Genomic DNA, 15,904 nt, shown 5'->3' on the forward strand with positions numbered 1-15,904 from the left:
TATGACAAGACGCTATTTTGGTACCGACGGCATTCGCGGTACCGTGGGGCAAGCGCCTATCACGGCCGACTTCATGCTCAAGCTGGGCTGGGCCGCCGGGCAGGTATTACGCCGTGAAAAAGGGCGCACTCGAGTATTGATCGGAAAAGATACGCGAATCTCGGGCTATATGTTCGAGTCGGCGTTGGAGGCCGGTCTATCGGCCGCAGGGGTCGACGTGTCGCTGCTTGGGCCGATGCCGACGCCGGGAATCGCCTATCTCACGCGAACCTTCCGCGCCGACGCCGGGATCGTGATCTCGGCGTCCCATAATCCGTTCGACGATAACGGCATCAAGTTCTTCTCTGCTGAAGGTAAGAAGTTACCCGACGCGGTGGAAGACCGTATCGAAGCGATGCTGGAGGCGCCGTTGACCACCGTCGATGCGGCGCAGTTGGGCAAGGCGACGCGCATCGATGACGCGGCGGGCCGCTATATCGAATTCTGCAAATCGACATTGCCCGACCGGCTGAGCTTGCACGGCCTGAAAGTGGTATTGGATTGCGCCCATGGAGCCACTTATCATATCGCCCCCAGCGTGTTCCGTGAGCTGGGCGCGGACGTAAGCGTGATCGGTGCCGCACCGGATGGCTTGAATATCAACCATCAGGTTGGCTCGACACACCCGGCCGCGCTGCGCGCAGCGGTCATTCAGCAGGGGGCCGACCTCGGGGTGGCCTTCGATGGTGATGGTGATCGCGTGCTGCTTGTCGATGCCGATGGTCGAGAAGTCGATGGCGACGATATTCTCTATCTAATAGCCCGCGACCGTCACGAGCGTGGTTTGTTGGAAGGTGGCGTGGTGGGCACGCTGATGAGTAATTTCGGGCTTGCCATGGCGCTGGACCGGCTCGGCATTCCTTTCCAACGCGCTAAGGTTGGTGATCGCTTCGTCATGGAGATGATGGCGGCCAACGGTTGGGAGTTGGGAGGTGAGGCGTCCGGACACATCGTTTGCGGGCACGTACAGAGCACGGGAGACGGCGTCGTATCGGCGTTGCAGGTGCTGGCGCTGATGGTGCGAGAGCAGAAACCCTTGCCCGCACTGCTGAAAGGGCTCGAAAAAGTGCCGCAGTCGCTGGTCAACGTTCGCTTGCCCGCCGGGACGAATGCCAAAGAAGTGATGGCAGCCCAGCCTCTTATGGACGCCGTGGCTGCCCTGGAAACAGAGCTGGGTGATCAGGGGCGAGTGCTGTTGCGGCCGTCGGGTACCGAGCCATTGATTCGTGTCATGGTCGAAGGGCGTGCCCATTTGGATGTCGACCGTTTGGCCAATAAGCTGGCAACCCAAGTCGAGGCGCTGCTCGGTTAGTGGCTTCTAAAAGTGAGAGTCGCTTTTACCCGAAAAGCGCGCCGTGCCTGCGATTGCCCGTGCAACAGCGGTTGTCTTGACAAGGCGGCTCCTATACCATTTCGCTCCACCTTGAGTGAGGATTCTTCATGCGTACGCCATTGATTGCCGGCAACTGGAAAATGAACGGTTCCAAGGCGTTGATCGACGCGTTCGGCCAAGCTTTCGCGTCAGCTTCGCTGCCCACGTCCATTGACGTGGTCGTGATTCCGCCGTTTCCCTACCTAGACGCTGCACGCCAAGCGTTCAACGATGCGCCGCTGCAGTTGGGTGCTCAAACGCTCAATCCTCATCACTCTGGTGCGCATACTGGAGAAGTGAGCGGTAGCATGCTCAAAGAGTTGGGCGTGACCTACGTGTTAGTGGGGCACTCTGAGCGTCGCCAGCTCTACCGCGAGAGCGACGAGCAGGTGTTCGATCGGTTGTTGGCAGCGGTGGATGCAGGGCTAACGCCGATTCTCTGCGTGGGGGAAACGCTGGAAGAGCGTGACGGGGGACGCACGATGGACGTCGTTCTGCGCCAAGTTGGCTATATCATGGCCCGCTTAGCCCCCGAGCAGCGCTCACAGGTCGTCATTGCTTATGAACCCGTTTGGGCGATCGGTACGGGCCGGACGGCCACGCCAGAGCAGGCCCAAGAGGTCATGGCAGGCATTCGCGCCTATCAGGCAGGGTTTGATGCGTCGCTTGCCGAGCAGTTGAAACTGCTTTACGGCGGTAGCATGAACGCAAGTAACGCGGCTGAGCTACTGGCTCAGCCGGACATCGACGGCGGTTTGGTGGGGGGTGCTTCACTCAAAACCGACGATTTCTACGCCATTTGTCAGTCAGCAGGATAACGCCATGCAAGTTGCAATTCTTATGGTTCACGTGGTGATTGCGGTCGCCTTGGTTGTACTCATCCTGCTCCAGCAGGGAAAAGGTGCCGAAGCAGGCGCAGCCTTTGGTGGCGGTGCGTCGCAAACGGTTTTCGGCTCGCGGGGCAGCGGTAACTTCCTGTCGCGTACCACCGGTATTTTAGCCGCTGGCTTTTTTGTGACCTCGATGGCTCTAGCATACTTTGCCACTCAGGCAGGCCAAGCGCCGGAAGCCGGTATTCCTGATGCGCGGATGATCGAACAGCAGCAAAACATTCCAACGCTTGACGACTCCCCTGCAAGTATGGATAATACCGCGCCAGTGCTAGAGGAAAGCAGCGAGTAACTTCTTGATGTCGCTTTCTTTAGCCTCCCCTGATGCCGAAGTGGTGGAATTGGTAGACACGCTATCTTGAGGGGGTAGTGACCTTACGGTCGTGCGGGTTCAAGTCCCGCCTTCGGCACCATCTGATTCGCTGATTATTCAGCTTCCCAGACTATCAGGATTGGCACCTGAGACGTAAGATGCACGTGAAGCGAACTATTGAATGAGTTCTTGACGTAAGTCCTTCAAGTGTCTATTATCGTCGACCTAGATTGATGCGGGGTGGAGCAGTCTGGTAGCTCGTCGGGCTCATAACCCGAAGGTCATCGGTTCAAATCCGGTCCCCGCTACCATTTATTTAGTAGCATGGTTTAGGCTCAACGGCATGTATTAAGGTGCTTTTGAGCTGCGAAAAATTCGCGACATGTTGCTAGAATGGTACTACAGGTTTCTTTTGAAAAGCCCCTTCCTGTGAAGGGGCTTTTTGTTAGTAGCTTTTTGTAACTGGTTTTTTGTAAACAGCTTTTATGAAGAGCTTTTTGCGAGCCAAGCGTGTCTCAAGAGCGGATGCTGTTCGAGTAGCCAGAGACACATTCCCAGGTAATGCCAATCAGCCACCTAGCTTTTCTTACGACTCCTGGCCAGGTGCCTGATGCAACGGCTATAGGAGCTTTGTCTGTGGCCACAAAACACGCTGCGCTTCACGCGCTGATCGAACCTGTCGTTGCCGCCATGGGCTTCGAGCTATGGGGTATCGACCATATTTCCCAGGGCAAGCATTCGCGGCTGGTGATTTACATCGAGCGCGAGAGCGGTGTCAGCGTGGAAGACTGCGCTGATATTAGCCGCCAAGTCAGTGCCGTGATGGATGTGGAAGACCCAATTCCCGGCGAATACCGCTTGGAAGTCTCGTCGCCCGGCATGGCACGTCCCCTTTACTCCCTGGATCACTTTATCCGCTATCAGGGCCACCATGTCGCTCTGAAGCTACGCGTCGCGTTCGATGGGCGGCGCAAATACCAAGGGCTCCTCGCAGGTGTCGAGGGCGATGAAGTGCTACTGCAACTGGAAGGCGAAGAGTACTGCTTTCCTATCGAAAGCATCGATTCTGCGCACGTTGTCCCGCAGTTCGACGAATAATACGGGTCGCGGCTTCCGGCAGGCGCCGGGATGATGCACAAAAGGACAGGTTTTCTGGCGAGGCAAACGCATGAGTAAAGAAATCTTAATGGTCGTGGACGCGATCTCCAATGAAAAAGGCGTCCCCCGCGATGTTATCTTCGAGGCGGTCGAAGCCGCACTGGCAAGCGCGTCTCGTAAGCGTTTCGAGCATGAAGAAGCGAACGTGCGCGTGCATATCGATCGCCGCACGGGCGACTACGATACGTTCCGCTACTGGACCGTGGTCGAAGACGACGAATTCGAAACGCCAGACTATGAAATCAAAGAGAGCATTGCCGAGCAGCGCGACCCGCCGCTGAAACTGGGCGATGTGGTCGAGCAAAAGATCGAAAACGCCGTGTTCGGGCGTATCGCCGCGCAAACTGCCAAGCAGGTCATCGTGCAGAAAGTGCGCGAAGCCGAGCGTGCCGAAGTCGTGCGTCAGTACGCTGACCGTGAAGGCGAACTCGTCGCGGGTATCGTTAAGAAGACTACCCGTGACGGTCTGATCATCGATCTGGGGGAGAACGCCGAAGCGTTTTTGCCGCGCAACGAGATGATCCACGGCGAGCGCTACCGGATGAACGAGCGCGTACGTGCGCTGCTGGTCAAGGTCGACCCGGAGGCTCGCGGCGCGCAACTGCAGCTTTCGCGCACCTGTCCTGAGTTCATCATCGAGCTGTTCAAGATCGAGGTGCCGGAAATCGCCGAGCAGCTGATCGAGATCAAGGGGGCCGCTCGCGACCCCGGCTCGCGGGCCAAGATTGCCGTCAAAACCAACGATCGCCGCATCGATCCGGTGGGTGCGTGTGTGGGTATGCGCGGTTCCCGCGTTCAGGCGGTGTCGTCTGAGCTGCAAAACGAGCGTGTGGATATCGTTCTGTGGGACGACAACCCGGCTCAACTGGTGATCAACGCCATGGCGCCGGCCGACGTGGCCTCGATCTTGGTGGACGAGGATGCGCACGCTATGGATGTCGCCGTGGCACAGGACAACCTGGCACAGGCCATTGGCCGTAGCGGCCAGAACGTGCGTTTGGCGTCTGAATTGACCGGCTGGCGGATCAACGTCATGACCGAAGACGAAGCCGAGTCGAAGCGCGAGCAGGAGATCGACAGCCTGGTGGATTCCTTCGTTCATCATCTGGGGGTCGATGATGAGGTCGCTCGCCTGCTGGTGGAGGAAGGGTTCACCACCCTGGAAGAAGTTGCCTACGTGCCGCTCGAAGAGATGCTCGACATCGAAGAGTTCGACGAAGAGCTGGTCGAAGAGCTACGGGCACGTGCGAAAGACGAGCTGCTGACGATGGCCATTGCCTCGGAAGAAGCGCTAGACGGTGCTCAACCAGCGGACGATCTGCTGGAAATGGACGGCATGGAGCGTCATTTGGCCTTCATTCTGGCCAGTCGCGGCATTGTCACAATGGAAGATCTCGCCGAGCAGTCTGTCGACGATCTGGTCGATATCGAGGAGTTGGACGAAGCGCGCGCAGCGGCACTGATCATGACTGCCCGTGCGCCCTGGTTTGAAGTCGATGACGCATCGGACTCAAACACACAGTAAACAGGTCACGGGCTGAGGAGGGTCACTATGTCAGATATGACAGTTAAAGATTTTGCAGTAAAGGTGGGCCGCGATGTGCCCCGCCTCTTGGAACAGATGAAAGAAGCCGGTTTGAAACACCGCTCGGAAAGTGACGCCGTCTCTGAAGACGACAAACAGACGCTGCTGAGCTTTTTGAAGAAAAGCCACGGCGGCGGTGACAGCGAGCCGAGCAAGAACCGCATCACGCTGACCCGTAAAACCCGTAGCCGTATCAAGACCGGCGAGCGTGGTAAAACGATCGAAGTGCAGGTGCGTAAGAAGAAAACGTACGTCAAGCGTGAGGAAGAAGAGAAGCCGAAGGCGCCCGAACCCAAGCACTCGGGGCCGCGTCAGTTAGTCGGTGACATGGCCGAAGCGGAAGCCGAGCGCAAAGCGCGTGATGCTCGCGCTGCAGAAGAGAAAGCCGCTGCGGCGAAAGCCCAGGCAGCCGAAGATGCCGCTCGTAAAGAGGCGGAAGAGCAAGCCAAGGCCAAAGCCACTGATGTGCCGGACATCGAGGTGCCTGAGCTAGACATCGAAGACACGTCGACAGGTGACGATCTACCGCCTGCGCCGCCTAAGGAGGGTCGTACCGACCGTCGTACTGCACCGCCGAAAAAGGCTGCAGCGAAGAAGAAAGGTCGTGACGACGACGATGATCGCGGCGATCGCGAAGAGCGCAAGCGTGGCGGCGGCAAAAAAGTGAAGCGTGCCGAGCGCCGTGGCGGACGTCGCGGTGGGGCCAGCCAAAGTGGCAACGGCAAGCACGGCTTCCAGAAGCCGACGCAGCCGATCGTCCGTGAAGTCTCGATCCCTGAGTCGATCAGCGTTGCTGAGCTGGCCGACAAGATGTCGATCAAGGCCAACGAAGTGATCAAGGCCATGTTCACCATGGGCGCAGCTGTGACCATCAACCAGACCATCGATCAAGATACGGCGGCGATCGTGGTGGAAGAGATGGGCCACAAGGTCAAACTGGTGAAGGATGACGCACTGGAAACGGAAATGCTGGAAGGCATCTCTTACGAAGGTGAAGAGATCACCCGCTCACCGGTCGTCACCGTCATGGGTCACGTCGACCACGGTAAGACCTCACTGCTGGACTACATCCGTCGTGCGAAAGTCGCCACTGGCGAAGCTGGCGGTATTACCCAGCACATCGGTGCCTACCATGTGGAAGATGACCACGGCGGCGTGACCTTCCTGGATACCCCCGGTCACGCGGCGTTTACCGCCATGCGTGCTCGCGGTGCGAAAGCCACCGACGTGGTCATCCTGGTGGTGGCGGCCGACGATGGCGTCATGCCGCAAACCATCGAGGCCGTCGAGCACTCGAAAGCCGCTGGCGTACCGATGGTCGTAGCCGTGAACAAGATCGATAAGCCCCAGGCCGATCCTGATCGTGTCAAGAACGAGCTTTCTCAGCACGGCGTGATCTCGGAAGAGTGGGGGGGCGATACGCAGTTCGTTCACGTCTCGGCGAAAAGTGGTGAAGGCATCGAAGACCTGCTGGAAGCGATTCAGCTCGTGTCCGAGGTTCTCGAACTCAAAGCCGTACCGTCTGCGCCAGGTAAAGGGGTCGTCGTCGAGTCACGCTTGGACAAAGGCCGCGGTCCCGTGGCGACCGTGCTGGTACAAAACGGTACGCTCAAGAAGGGCGACATCGTCCTGGCGGGCCTGCACTACGGTCGCGTTCGCGCGCTGACCAACGAGCTAGGCAAGCAGGTCGATACCGCTGGCCCCGCCATGCCGGTAGAGATCCAAGGTCTCGACGGCACACCAGATGCTGGTGACGACTTCATGGTCGTGGCCGACGAGAAGAAAGCCCGCGAAGTGGCCAACTTCCGTCAGGGTAAATACCGCGAAGTACGCCTGGCGCGTCAGCAGAAGGCCAAGCTGGAGAACATGTTCAGCCAGATGGGCCAAGACGAAGTGGCCAAGGTCAACATCGTCCTCAAAGCCGACGTACAGGGCTCGCTGGAAGCGATCAAAGGCGCCTTGGAAGAGCTCTCCACCGAAGAAGTACAGGTGGCCGTGGTCTCCTCCGGTGTGGGTGGTATCACCGGTACCGACGCCAACTTGGCGCTGGCCTCGGAAGCCATCGTGGTCGGCTTCAACGTCCGTGCTGATGCCGCAGCCCGTGAGATCATCGAGCGTGAAGGTTTGGATCTGCGCTACTACAGCGTCATCTACCACCTGATCGACGAAGTCAAACAGGCCATGAGCGGTATGCTTGCCCCCGAGTGGAAAGAAGAAATCGTGGGTGTGGCCGAAGTACGCGACGTGTTCCGCGCGCCGAAGATCGGTGCGGTGGCTGGCTGTATGGTCGTCGAAGGCACCGTTTCGCGCAGCAAGCGCATCCGCGTTCTGCGTGACAACGTGGTCATCTACGAAGGCGAGCTCGAATCGCTGCGCCGCTTCAAAGACGACGTGCAAGAAGTGCGTAACGGCATGGAGTGTGGCATCGGCGTGAAGAACTACAACGATGTCCAGGTCGGCGACAAGATCGAAGTCTTTGACCAAGTGAAGGTCGAGCGCAGCCTGTAAGGCCGCGCGAGGAGCAATCATGCGCGAATTCAAGCGTACCGACCGAGTAGCCGACCAGCTCCAAAAGGAGCTGGCGGTACTGATCCAACGCGAAGTGAAAGATCCGCGCTTGGGCATGGTCACGGTGAGCGGGGCCACCGTTAGTCGTGACCTTGGCTACGCCGATATCTACGTGACGCTGCTGGGGGAGCAAGATCCCGAGCGTATCAAGGAGAACCTGCAGGTGCTCAAGCGCGCCTCGGGGTTTCTGAGAAGCCAAATCGCCAAGCGTATTCAACTCCGGCACGTGCCGGAGCTGCGTTTTCACTTCGATGAAAGCGTGGTGCGCGGCCAGCACCTCTCGTCGCTAATCGACGAAGCGGTCTCTTCTGACCGCGCACGTCAAGCCGATGACGAAGATGGCAACGAGCCAGGTGAGGGGGCGCGCTAATGGCCCGTCGCCGTCGCGGATTACCGGTCAATGGCGTGGTGCTGCTGGATAAGCCGAAAGGCCTCTCCAGCAACCACGCGCTGCAGCGCGTGCGTCGTCTGTTCGAGGCGCAAAAAGCCGGACATACCGGCACGCTGGACCCCATGGCAACAGGGCTTCTGCCTATCTGCCTGGGGGAGGCCACCAAGTTTTCCGCGCACCTGCTGGAAGCCGACAAGATGTATCGCACCCGGGTAGAGTTGGGGGTGATCACCGACACCGGCGATGCCGAGGGTAACGTCATCGAGCGGCGTGAGGTGCCAAGCCTCACCGGCGAGGATGTGGAGGCCGTGCTGGTCCGCTTTCGTGGCGAGATCGAACAGGTGCCGCCCATGTATTCGGCGTTGAAGCACCAGGGCAAAAAGCTCTACGAGCTGGCGCGTGAGGGCAAGCAGGTTGAACGTGCAGCGCGGCGGGTTAGCGTGTATGATGCGCGCCTGCTGGCGTTCGAGGGCACGGCGTTCGAGCTGGAAGTCAGCTGTAGCAAAGGCACGTATATCCGTACCTTGGCCGAAGACATCGGTCACGCCCTGGGCTGTGGTGCCCACATCAGTCAACTACGGCGGCTCAAAACCGGGCCGTTCGATGGCGACGCTATGTGGACACTGGAGGCGTTGGAAGCACTGGCTAGCCAAGCCGACCGCGAAGCCGAACTCATGCCCGTGGATGTGCTGGTCGATCATCTGCCATCGCTGAGCGTCGATGACACCTCGTTTGGCCGACTGGCCCACGGACAGTCAGCCGAGCTCACCGTCGATGAATTGGCACCCGATGCGTTGGCACGACTTTATCACGCCGAGACGTTTATCGGCCTTGGCGTTGTAAAAGGGCCGCAGGAAGTGGCCCCCAAGCGGCTGTTAAGCACGGTCGCTCGTTCGTAATATCGCGGTAAAACGTTGCAAGGATGTGGCGATTTGCGAGAAAATGGTCGCCTGAGACTGCAAATATGCGTGGTCTCACCCATTCACTTTTAGGCATATTGCTTACTGGAGAGACAGATGGCATTAACCGCTGAGAAAAAGGCCGAGATCGTCAACGAATACGGCCGCGGCGATAACGATACCGGTTCCCCTGAAGTTCAGGTTGCACTGCTGAGCGCCAACATCAACGGCCTGCAGGACCACTTCAAGACCAACAAGCAGGATCACCACTCTCGTCGTGGTCTGATCCGCATGGTAAACCAGCGTCGTAAGCTGCTGGACTACCTGAAGCGTAAAGATTTCGAACGCTATCAGTCTCTGATTCAGCGTCTGGGTCTGCGCCGCTAAGTTCTTAACGGCCATGATTCGAAACGGGCAGCTCCTTGTGAGCTGCCCGTTTTTTTGTTTCTGGTAGCCGTACGGCGCCTCAACGCCTAGAATGGTGGCGAGTCAAACGACCCAAGCGAAAAGACAAGTAGCTATTAATGTTAAAGGAAGTAGCCGTGAATCCGGTCAAAAAAACGTTCCAATACGGTCGCAGCACCGTCACCCTCGAAACTGGGCGTATCGCTCGCCAAGCCACTGGTGCCGTGATGGTCACCATGGACGACACCGTCGTCCTGTGTACGGTGGTGGCGAAGAAAGACGTCAACCCAGGCCAGCCCTTCTTTCCGCTCTCGGTACACTACCAAGAGAAAACCTACGCCGTGGGTAAAATCCCCGGTGGCTTCTTCAAGCGTGAAGGCCGCCCGACGGAGAAAGAGACCCTCACGTCGCGTTTGATCGACCGCCCGATTCGCCCGCTGTTTCCGAAAGGCTTCATGAACGAAGTGCAGGTGATCTGTACCGTTCTATCCACCGACCGTAATCACGATCCGGACATCGCGGCCATGCTCGGCACCTCGGCGGCGCTGAGCATCTCAGGCGTTCCGTTCAATGGCCCGATTGGTGCCGCCCGTGTTGGCTTCAACGAAGAGCAAGGCTACTTCCTGAATCCCACCGTCGAAGAGCTGACCACCTCCGAGCTGGACATGGTGGTGGCCGGTACCGAAAACGCCGTGCTGATGGTGGAGTCCGAAGCGCAAGAACTGCTCGAAGACGAAATGCTGGGTGCCGTACTGTTTGGCCACCAGGAGATGCAGGTCGCGATCGACGCCATTAAAGAATTGACTGCCGAGGCCGGTAAGCCGCGCTGGGAGTGGCAGGCGCCGGCAGAAAACGTTGCCTTGAAAACGGCCATGGCCGACGCCTTTGAAGCCAAAGTGGGTGAGGCGTACCGCATCACCGATAAAATGCAGCGCCAAGATGCACTCGCAGCGCTGAAAGACGCGGCCGTCGAACAGTTAGCGGCCGCGGAAGGCGAAGAGGAAGCGGAAGGCAAGTTCAGCAAGGATGACGTGAAAGGCGCGTTCGCAGCGCTTGAGAAGCGTGTGGTGCGCTCCCGCGTGGTCAAGGGCGAGCCGCGCATCGATGGCCGCGACAACGTTACCGTGCGTCCGCTGAACATCGACGTCGGCGTGCTGCCGAAAACTCACGGCTCGGCCATCTTCACCCGTGGTGAGACCCAGGCCATTGCGGTCGCAACACTCGGCACGCTGCGTGATTCGCAGCTCATCGAGTCGCTGGAAGGCGAGCGTAAAGACCGCTTCATGCTGCACTACAACTTCCCTCCCTACTCGGTGGGTGAAGCTGGCTTCATGGGTGGCCCAAAGCGCCGTGAAATCGGCCACGGCCGTTTGGCGCGTCGCGGTGTCCAAGCGATGCTGCCGTCTGAAGAAGAGTTCCCCTACACCATCCGTGTGGTGTCGGAAATCACCGAATCCAATGGCTCTAGCTCCATGGCGTCCGTGTGCGGCTCCTCGCTGGCGTTGATGGATGCGGGCGTTCCGCTGAAAGCCCCGGTGGCGGGTATTGCCATGGGCCTCGTCAAAGACGAAGACGGCTACGCGGTGCTGACCGATATCCTGGGTGACGAAGACCACCTGGGTGACATGGACTTCAAAGTGGCCGGTTCTGAAGAGGGCGTCACTGCCCTGCAGATGGACATCAAGATCGAGGGCATCAACGAAGAGATCATGGAGACTGCGCTGCAACAGGCCCACGATGCGCGCATCGGTATCCTGGCGCAGATGAACGCCGTGATCAGCCAGAGCCGTAACGAGGTGTCGGAAAACGCCCCCTCCATGGCGACGATCAAAATCGATCCGGACAAGATTCGCGACGTTATCGGCAAGGGCGGCGCCACCATTCGCAAGATTTGCGAAGACACCGGTGCATCGATCGATCTTGATGACGATGGCACCGTTCGCATCTACGCCGAAGACAAAGCCGCTGCCAAGAAAGCGATCGATACCGTACTGGCGATCACCGCCGAAGCGGAAATCGGCAAGCTGTACAAAGGCAAGGTCGTACGTATCGCCGACTTTGGTGCGTTCGTGAACATCATGCCGGGAACCGATGGCCTGGTGCACATCTCGCAAATCGTCCAGGAGCGCGTCAATAACGTGCGCGACTTCCTGAACGAAGGCGACGATGTCATCGTGAAGGTGTTGGATATCGACAACCGCAACCGCGTGAAGCTCTCGATCAAAGAGATCACCGAAGAAGAGAAAGCAGCGTTTGAAGCTGCCGAGGCGGACGTCGCTAGCTAACGAGCGCTCAGCGTAGGATTTACCGCCCCCGCAGCCCTTGGCTGTGGGGGCGGTGTCGTTTTGATAGGTCAGGAATGTGAGGACATAGCATGGAGCAGCAGGAATCGCCGCGTTGGTGGGCGGTGGTGGCCGTGATGATCGGCATTTTTTTGTTGGTGACCGCAGAGCAACTACCTATCGGTTTGCTCTCTCAGGTGGCAGAATCGATGGGCGTGACCCCAGGTATGGCAGGGTTGATGGTGACGGTGCCCGGCGTCGTGGCGGCGTTTTCAGCGCCGCTGCTGCCGGTGGCGGTAGGGCGTCTCGATCGCCGTATCATGCTGACGCTGATGATGGCAGTGATGGTGCTGGGCAGCGTGCTCTCCGCCATGGCCAGCAACTTTGCCCTACTGTTGGCGGCGCGAGTGTTGGTGGGTATCAGTATCGGCGGTTTTTGGGCCATTGCGGGCAGTATTGCGCCACGTCTGGTGCCTAGCGATCAGGTATCGCGGGCCATGACCATCATTTTTGGCGGCGTGGCGGCGGCCTCGGTGCTTGGCGTACCGTTGGGCACGCTGCTGGGTGATATCAGTAACTGGCGCGTGGCCTTTGGTGCCTTGGGGGGCTTGAGTTTGCTCACGGCGTTGGCGCTTTGGCGCTGGCTACCGCCACTGCCGCCCCGAGAGCCGGTGCGGCTTCGGGTGCTGGCGCAACAGCTAAAGAATCGTGGCGTGCGGGTAGCCGTGTTGACCACGGGGTTTGTTGTGGTGGGTCACTTTGCGGCCTACACCTTCATTAGTCCCATTTTGCAAGAGATCAGCGGGGTCGCGCAGCGCCATGTCGGAAGCCTGCTGCTGCTGTACGGTGCGTCGGGGATTTTGGGCAATATCGTTGCAGGGATGTTTGCTGGCCGTCACCCGTACCGTGCGGTGCTCGCGATTCCTAGCGTACTGCTGGTGGTCGTGGCGATCTTCCCGGTGGTAGGCGTAGAGCCGACCAGTGGCGTGCTGCTGTTAATGCTGTGGGGTGCTGTATTTGGCAGCGTATCAGTGAGTATTCAGACATGGATTCTACGCACGGCGCCCAATACGGAAGCCGCCACGGCGTTAATGGCGTTCGTCTTCAACATGTCGATTGGCCTGGGGGCCATGGTCGGGGGGCAAGTGGTCGATGGCACCAGCCTGCCGGTGGCGATGTGGGTCGCCTCGGGGCTGTTCCTCATGGGCGTACTGTTGGTATGGCGCACGCCGTCGCGCATCGTTGGTGAAAAGCGCCGCTAATACACGATGGGTAAAAGCCCCCGCCACGGCGGGGGCACGCTTTAGCGGGGCACAGCGGGCGTTATGGACGCTCGATGGCCAGTGCAACCCCTTGGCCACCGCCAATGCATAGCGTCGCCAAGCCTTTTTTGGCATCGCGGGCGATCATTTCGTGGAGCAGTGTCACCAGCACGCGGCAGCCCGACGCACCAATGGGGTGACCTAGCGCGATGGCGCCGCCGTTGACGTTCACCTTCGACGTGTCCCAGCCCAGCTCTTTATTGACCGACAGCGCTTGAGCAGCGAAGGCTTCGTTGGCTTCGACGAGGTCCAGGTCATCCAGGCTCCAGCCCGCTTTTTCCAGGCAGCGACGGGTGGCGGGGGCCGGTCCGATCCCCATGATGGCCGGGTCGACGCCTGCGTTGGAGTAGGCGGCAATGCGGGCTAGGGGCTCCAGGCCAAGCTCTTTGGCTTTTTCCGCCGAGCAGAGCATAACCACGGCCGCGCCGTCGTTCAGCGACGAGGCGTTACCCGCCGTCACGGTGCCCTCTTTCTTGAACGCAGGACGCATCCCGGCCAGCTTGTCTGCCGTGACTTCACGAGGGTTTTCGTCGGTATCGAAGACCACCGGGTCGCCTTTACGCTGCGGCACCTCGACCGGGACAATCTGGCTTTTGAATTTGCCCTCTTTGATGGCGGCGGCAGCTTTTTGCTGGGAAGCGGCGGCAAATTCGTCCATGGCTTCTCGCGTGATGCCATATTTCTCTGCCAGGTTCTCGGCCGTGATGCCCATGTGGTAGTTATTGAACGCATCCCACAAGCCATCATGCACCATGGAGTCGATAGCCTTCCAGTCGCCCATGCGCTGTCCGTTGCGCGAGTTCGGCAGAATATGGGGAGAGGCGGACATGTTCTCCTGACCACCGGCCAGCACGATCTCGGCATCGCCGCAGCGGATGGCTTGAGTCGCCAGGTGCAGCGCTTTGAGGCCAGAGCCACACACTTTGTTGATCGTCATGGCCGGTACGGTGTCTGGCAGGCCTGCCTTGATGGCTGCTTGGCGCGCCGGGTTTTGGCCAACGCCTGCGGTCAGCACCTGACCCAGCAGCACTTCGTCGATCTGCTCGGGCGCGACGCCGGTGGAAGCGATAATGTCTTTGATGACCAGCGCACCCAAATCGCTGGCGGGAATCCCTGCGAGTGACCCCCCGAAACTACCTACAGCGGTGCGGCGAGCCGCCACAATGACCACGTCTTGCATACAATGACTCCTTGAGTGAGTGTCGCATTGTGCCTATGGCAGATAGGCGTGCCGCCTATCCATTGTTGTTAGTGGTGTGACTTTGTGTCGTGTCAGGCTTGGCTATCAGCATAGGGGAAGGTTGTGCATTGCGGCAATACGCTTTTAGCGCCAATAAAAAACGGGCCGATCAACGGCCCGTTCTTAGCGCGTCAGTTGGCTTACGCTAGCTGTACCGGAATGGCGTTACTGGTATGGCTGACGTGGTTACCTTCCTGTAGATACACCAGCGCGGGCTGGTGGTTGTCGAGCTCGGCCTCTGAGTAATGGGCGTAGCTGCAGATGATGATGCGATGTCCCGGCGCGGCCAGGTGGGCCGCGGCGCCGTTGATCGAAATCAAGCGCGAGCCCTCTTCGCCACGAATGGCGTAGGTAGTGAAGCGCTCGCCGTTCTCGACATTGTAAATCTGGATCTGTTCGTTTTCGCGGATACCGGCCATGTCCAGCAGGTCGCCGTCGATGGCGCACGAGCCTTCGTAATTGAGAACGGCGTGGGTAACGCGGGCCATGTGCAGCTTGGCTTTGAGCATGATGGTGTGCATGGGAACTCCTGAGTAACGAGCAAGCCTTGCAGGCTAGCGACGAGCAGCGCTGGGTAGCTGCACGCTGAGATTGTCGATGAGACGCGCAGGGCCAAGCTTGGCAGCGGCCAGTAGCACGGCGTGGCGCGTGGTATCGGTGACAGGGCCGAGGGCGGCATCCCGTAGTTCGAGGTAATCTGGCGTAAAGCCGGCATCATACAGCGCCGCTTTGCCCCGTTGTAGTACCTTTTCGATGGATTCACCTTGCGCCAGTGCGTTGCGCAGTTCGCACAGCGTTTTGTAGAGCGTTGGCGCCGTGGCGCGCTCCTGGGCGCTGAGATAGCCGTTGCGCGACGAGAGCGCCAATCCATCATCGGCGCGTACGATCGGCACGCCGATGATCTCGATGGGCATGTGCAGATCAGCCACCAGCTTACGAATTACCGCAAGCTGCTGATAATCCTTTTCACCAAAGCAGGCAATGTCCGGCTGCACTAGGTTGAACAACATGCTGACCACGGTGGAGACGCCGTCAAAGTGGCCGGGGCGTGAGCCGCCGCAGAGCCCTTCGCCGACCACGGGCACGTGAACGCGGGTCTGGGCCTCCAAGCCGTTGGGATAAAGGGCGCTCACCGTAGGCGCAAACAGCAGGTCACACCCTGCTTCGGTGAGGTGGTGCTGGTCGGCGTCGAACGTCCGTGGATAAGCGTCCAGATCTTCGCCGGGGCCGAACTGCATCGGGTTGACGAACAGGCTAGCGACGACCACGTCGGCGTGCTGGCGGGCGGTGGCGACCAGCGCTAGATGGCCCGCGTGAAGATTGCCCATGGTCGGCACCAGCGCAATACGCTGGCCCTTTTGGCGAGCGTCACGCAGCGTGGCGCGAAGCTCGGATATATCTCGCAAAGTGCGCATAGAGAAGTCGCTGTCGCTCACTGAA

General features: G+C 59.3%; 14 protein-coding genes and 2 tRNA genes. 13 read left to right on the forward strand and 3 right to left on the reverse strand.

The genetic code is table 11. From position 1 onward, the window contains the following. The first annotated feature begins 1 nt into the window (after window position 1). The 13 genes from glmM to FHJ80_RS14235 all read left to right on the forward strand — a co-directional run bounded on the left by glmM (window position 2) and on the right by FHJ80_RS14235 (window position 13,164). Window positions 2-1,351, forward strand: a complete 1,350-nt coding sequence (gene glmM / locus FHJ80_RS14175) for a phosphoglucosamine mutase (RefSeq protein WP_139527969.1) — start codon at window positions 2-4, stop codon at window positions 1,349-1,351. Window positions 1,352-1,479: 128 nt separating this feature from the next. Further along, entirely contained in the window at window positions 1,480-2,229 is a 750-nt protein-coding gene (gene tpiA, locus FHJ80_RS14180) for a triose-phosphate isomerase (protein ID WP_139527970.1), read from the forward strand. A 4-nt stretch (window positions 2,230-2,233) separates the two neighbouring features. Beyond that, entirely contained in the window at window positions 2,234-2,593 is a 360-nt protein-coding gene (secG, locus tag FHJ80_RS14185) for a preprotein translocase subunit SecG (RefSeq protein ID WP_139527971.1), read from the forward strand. Window positions 2,594-2,627: 34 nt separating this feature from the next. Next, window positions 2,628-2,714 (forward strand) — tRNA-Leu (locus FHJ80_RS14190). A gap of 134 nt (window positions 2,715-2,848) precedes the next feature. Beyond that, window positions 2,849-2,925 (forward strand) — tRNA-Met (locus tag FHJ80_RS14195). Between the two features lie 325 nt (window positions 2,926-3,250). Next, window positions 3,251-3,712 carry a ribosome maturation factor RimP gene (gene rimP, locus FHJ80_RS14200; RefSeq protein ID WP_139527972.1) on the forward strand — a complete coding sequence of 154 codons (462 nt, stop codon included), beginning with the start codon at window positions 3,251-3,253 and terminating at the stop codon, window positions 3,710-3,712. A gap of 70 nt (window positions 3,713-3,782) precedes the next feature. Continuing rightward, the gene (gene nusA, locus FHJ80_RS14205) at window positions 3,783-5,297 is read left to right on the forward strand and encodes a transcription termination factor NusA (protein WP_139527973.1); all 1,515 of its coding nucleotides are present in this window, start codon (window positions 3,783-3,785) and stop codon (window positions 5,295-5,297) included. A gap of 27 nt (window positions 5,298-5,324) precedes the next feature. After that, window positions 5,325-7,865 carry a translation initiation factor IF-2 gene (gene infB / locus FHJ80_RS14210; RefSeq protein ID WP_139527974.1) on the forward strand — a complete coding sequence of 847 codons (2,541 nt, stop codon included), beginning with the start codon at window positions 5,325-5,327 and terminating at the stop codon, window positions 7,863-7,865. A 19-nt stretch (window positions 7,866-7,884) separates the two neighbouring features. Beyond that, window positions 7,885-8,295: a 30S ribosome-binding factor RbfA gene (gene rbfA, locus FHJ80_RS14215; RefSeq protein WP_139527975.1), complete on the forward strand. Its 411-nt coding sequence runs from the start codon at window positions 7,885-7,887 to the stop codon at window positions 8,293-8,295. Continuing rightward, window positions 8,295-9,215: a tRNA pseudouridine(55) synthase TruB gene (gene truB / locus FHJ80_RS14220; protein WP_139527976.1), complete on the forward strand. Its 921-nt coding sequence runs from the start codon at window positions 8,295-8,297 to the stop codon at window positions 9,213-9,215. Before rbfA ends, truB begins: the two co-directional genes overlap by 1 nt. A gap of 117 nt (window positions 9,216-9,332) precedes the next feature. Further along, on the forward strand, window positions 9,333-9,602 hold the full coding sequence (gene rpsO / locus FHJ80_RS14225) for a 30S ribosomal protein S15 (RefSeq protein ID WP_009723734.1): 270 nt from the start codon (window positions 9,333-9,335) through the stop codon (window positions 9,600-9,602). 137 nt (window positions 9,603-9,739) lie between these two features. After that, window positions 9,740-11,905: a polyribonucleotide nucleotidyltransferase gene (gene pnp / locus FHJ80_RS14230; RefSeq protein WP_139527977.1), complete on the forward strand. Its 2,166-nt coding sequence runs from the start codon at window positions 9,740-9,742 to the stop codon at window positions 11,903-11,905. 89 nt (window positions 11,906-11,994) lie between these two features. Next, complete coding sequence (locus tag FHJ80_RS14235) at window positions 11,995-13,164, forward strand: MFS transporter (protein ID WP_139527978.1); 1,170 nt, start codon at window positions 11,995-11,997, stop codon at window positions 13,162-13,164. A gap of 61 nt (window positions 13,165-13,225) precedes the next feature. Here FHJ80_RS14235 and FHJ80_RS14240 read toward each other — a convergent pair whose 3' ends face one another. The 3 genes from FHJ80_RS14240 to panC all read right to left on the reverse strand — a co-directional run bounded on the left by FHJ80_RS14240 (window position 13,226) and on the right by panC (window position 15,879). Continuing rightward, a complete protein-coding gene (locus FHJ80_RS14240; RefSeq protein ID WP_139527979.1) occupies window positions 13,226-14,404 on the reverse strand; it encodes an acetyl-CoA C-acetyltransferase in 1,179 nt (392 codons plus the stop codon). Between the two features lie 200 nt (window positions 14,405-14,604). Further along, window positions 14,605-14,985: an aspartate 1-decarboxylase gene (gene panD, locus FHJ80_RS14245; protein ID WP_027337660.1), complete on the reverse strand. Its 381-nt coding sequence runs from the start codon at window positions 14,983-14,985 to the stop codon at window positions 14,605-14,607. A gap of 33 nt (window positions 14,986-15,018) precedes the next feature. Further along, window positions 15,019-15,879, reverse strand: a complete 861-nt coding sequence (gene panC, locus FHJ80_RS14250) for a pantoate--beta-alanine ligase (protein ID WP_139527980.1) — start codon at window positions 15,877-15,879, stop codon at window positions 15,019-15,021. Between the last annotated feature and the right edge of the window lie 25 nt (window positions 15,880-15,904).

Source organism: Halomonas sp. BL6, assembly GCF_006228115.1.
Taxonomy (GTDB): Bacteria; Pseudomonadota; Gammaproteobacteria; order Pseudomonadales; family Halomonadaceae; genus Vreelandella; species Vreelandella piezotolerans.

What these genes read in the sequence shown, in the direction of transcription:
- infB (WP_139527974.1), top strand. Translation starts at nt 5,325, where the DNA reads ATGTCAGATATGACAGTTAAAGATTTTGCAGTAAAGGTGGGCCGCGAT.
- truB (WP_139527976.1), top strand. Translation starts at nt 8,295, where the DNA reads ATGGCCCGTCGCCGTCGCGGATTACCGGTCAATGGCGTGGTGCTGCTG.
- panC (WP_139527980.1), bottom strand. Translation starts at nt 15,879, where the DNA reads ATGCGCACTTTGCGAGATATATCCGAGCTTCGCGCCACGCTGCGTGAC.
- rpsO (WP_009723734.1), top strand. Translation starts at nt 9,333, where the DNA reads ATGGCATTAACCGCTGAGAAAAAGGCCGAGATCGTCAACGAATACGGC.
- FHJ80_RS14240 (WP_139527979.1), bottom strand. Translation starts at nt 14,404, where the DNA reads ATGCAAGACGTGGTCATTGTGGCGGCTCGCCGCACCGCTGTAGGTAGT.
- secG (WP_139527971.1), top strand. Translation starts at nt 2,234, where the DNA reads ATGCAAGTTGCAATTCTTATGGTTCACGTGGTGATTGCGGTCGCCTTG.
- tpiA (WP_139527970.1), top strand. Translation starts at nt 1,480, where the DNA reads ATGCGTACGCCATTGATTGCCGGCAACTGGAAAATGAACGGTTCCAAG.
- rbfA (WP_139527975.1), top strand. Translation starts at nt 7,885, where the DNA reads ATGCGCGAATTCAAGCGTACCGACCGAGTAGCCGACCAGCTCCAAAAG.
- panD (WP_027337660.1), bottom strand. Translation starts at nt 14,985, where the DNA reads ATGCACACCATCATGCTCAAAGCCAAGCTGCACATGGCCCGCGTTACC.
- FHJ80_RS14235 (WP_139527978.1), top strand. Translation starts at nt 11,995, where the DNA reads ATGGAGCAGCAGGAATCGCCGCGTTGGTGGGCGGTGGTGGCCGTGATG.
- pnp (WP_139527977.1), top strand. Translation starts at nt 9,740, where the DNA reads ATGTTAAAGGAAGTAGCCGTGAATCCGGTCAAAAAAACGTTCCAATAC.
- nusA (WP_139527973.1), top strand. Translation starts at nt 3,783, where the DNA reads ATGAGTAAAGAAATCTTAATGGTCGTGGACGCGATCTCCAATGAAAAA.
- glmM (WP_139527969.1), top strand. Translation starts at nt 2, where the DNA reads ATGACAAGACGCTATTTTGGTACCGACGGCATTCGCGGTACCGTGGGG.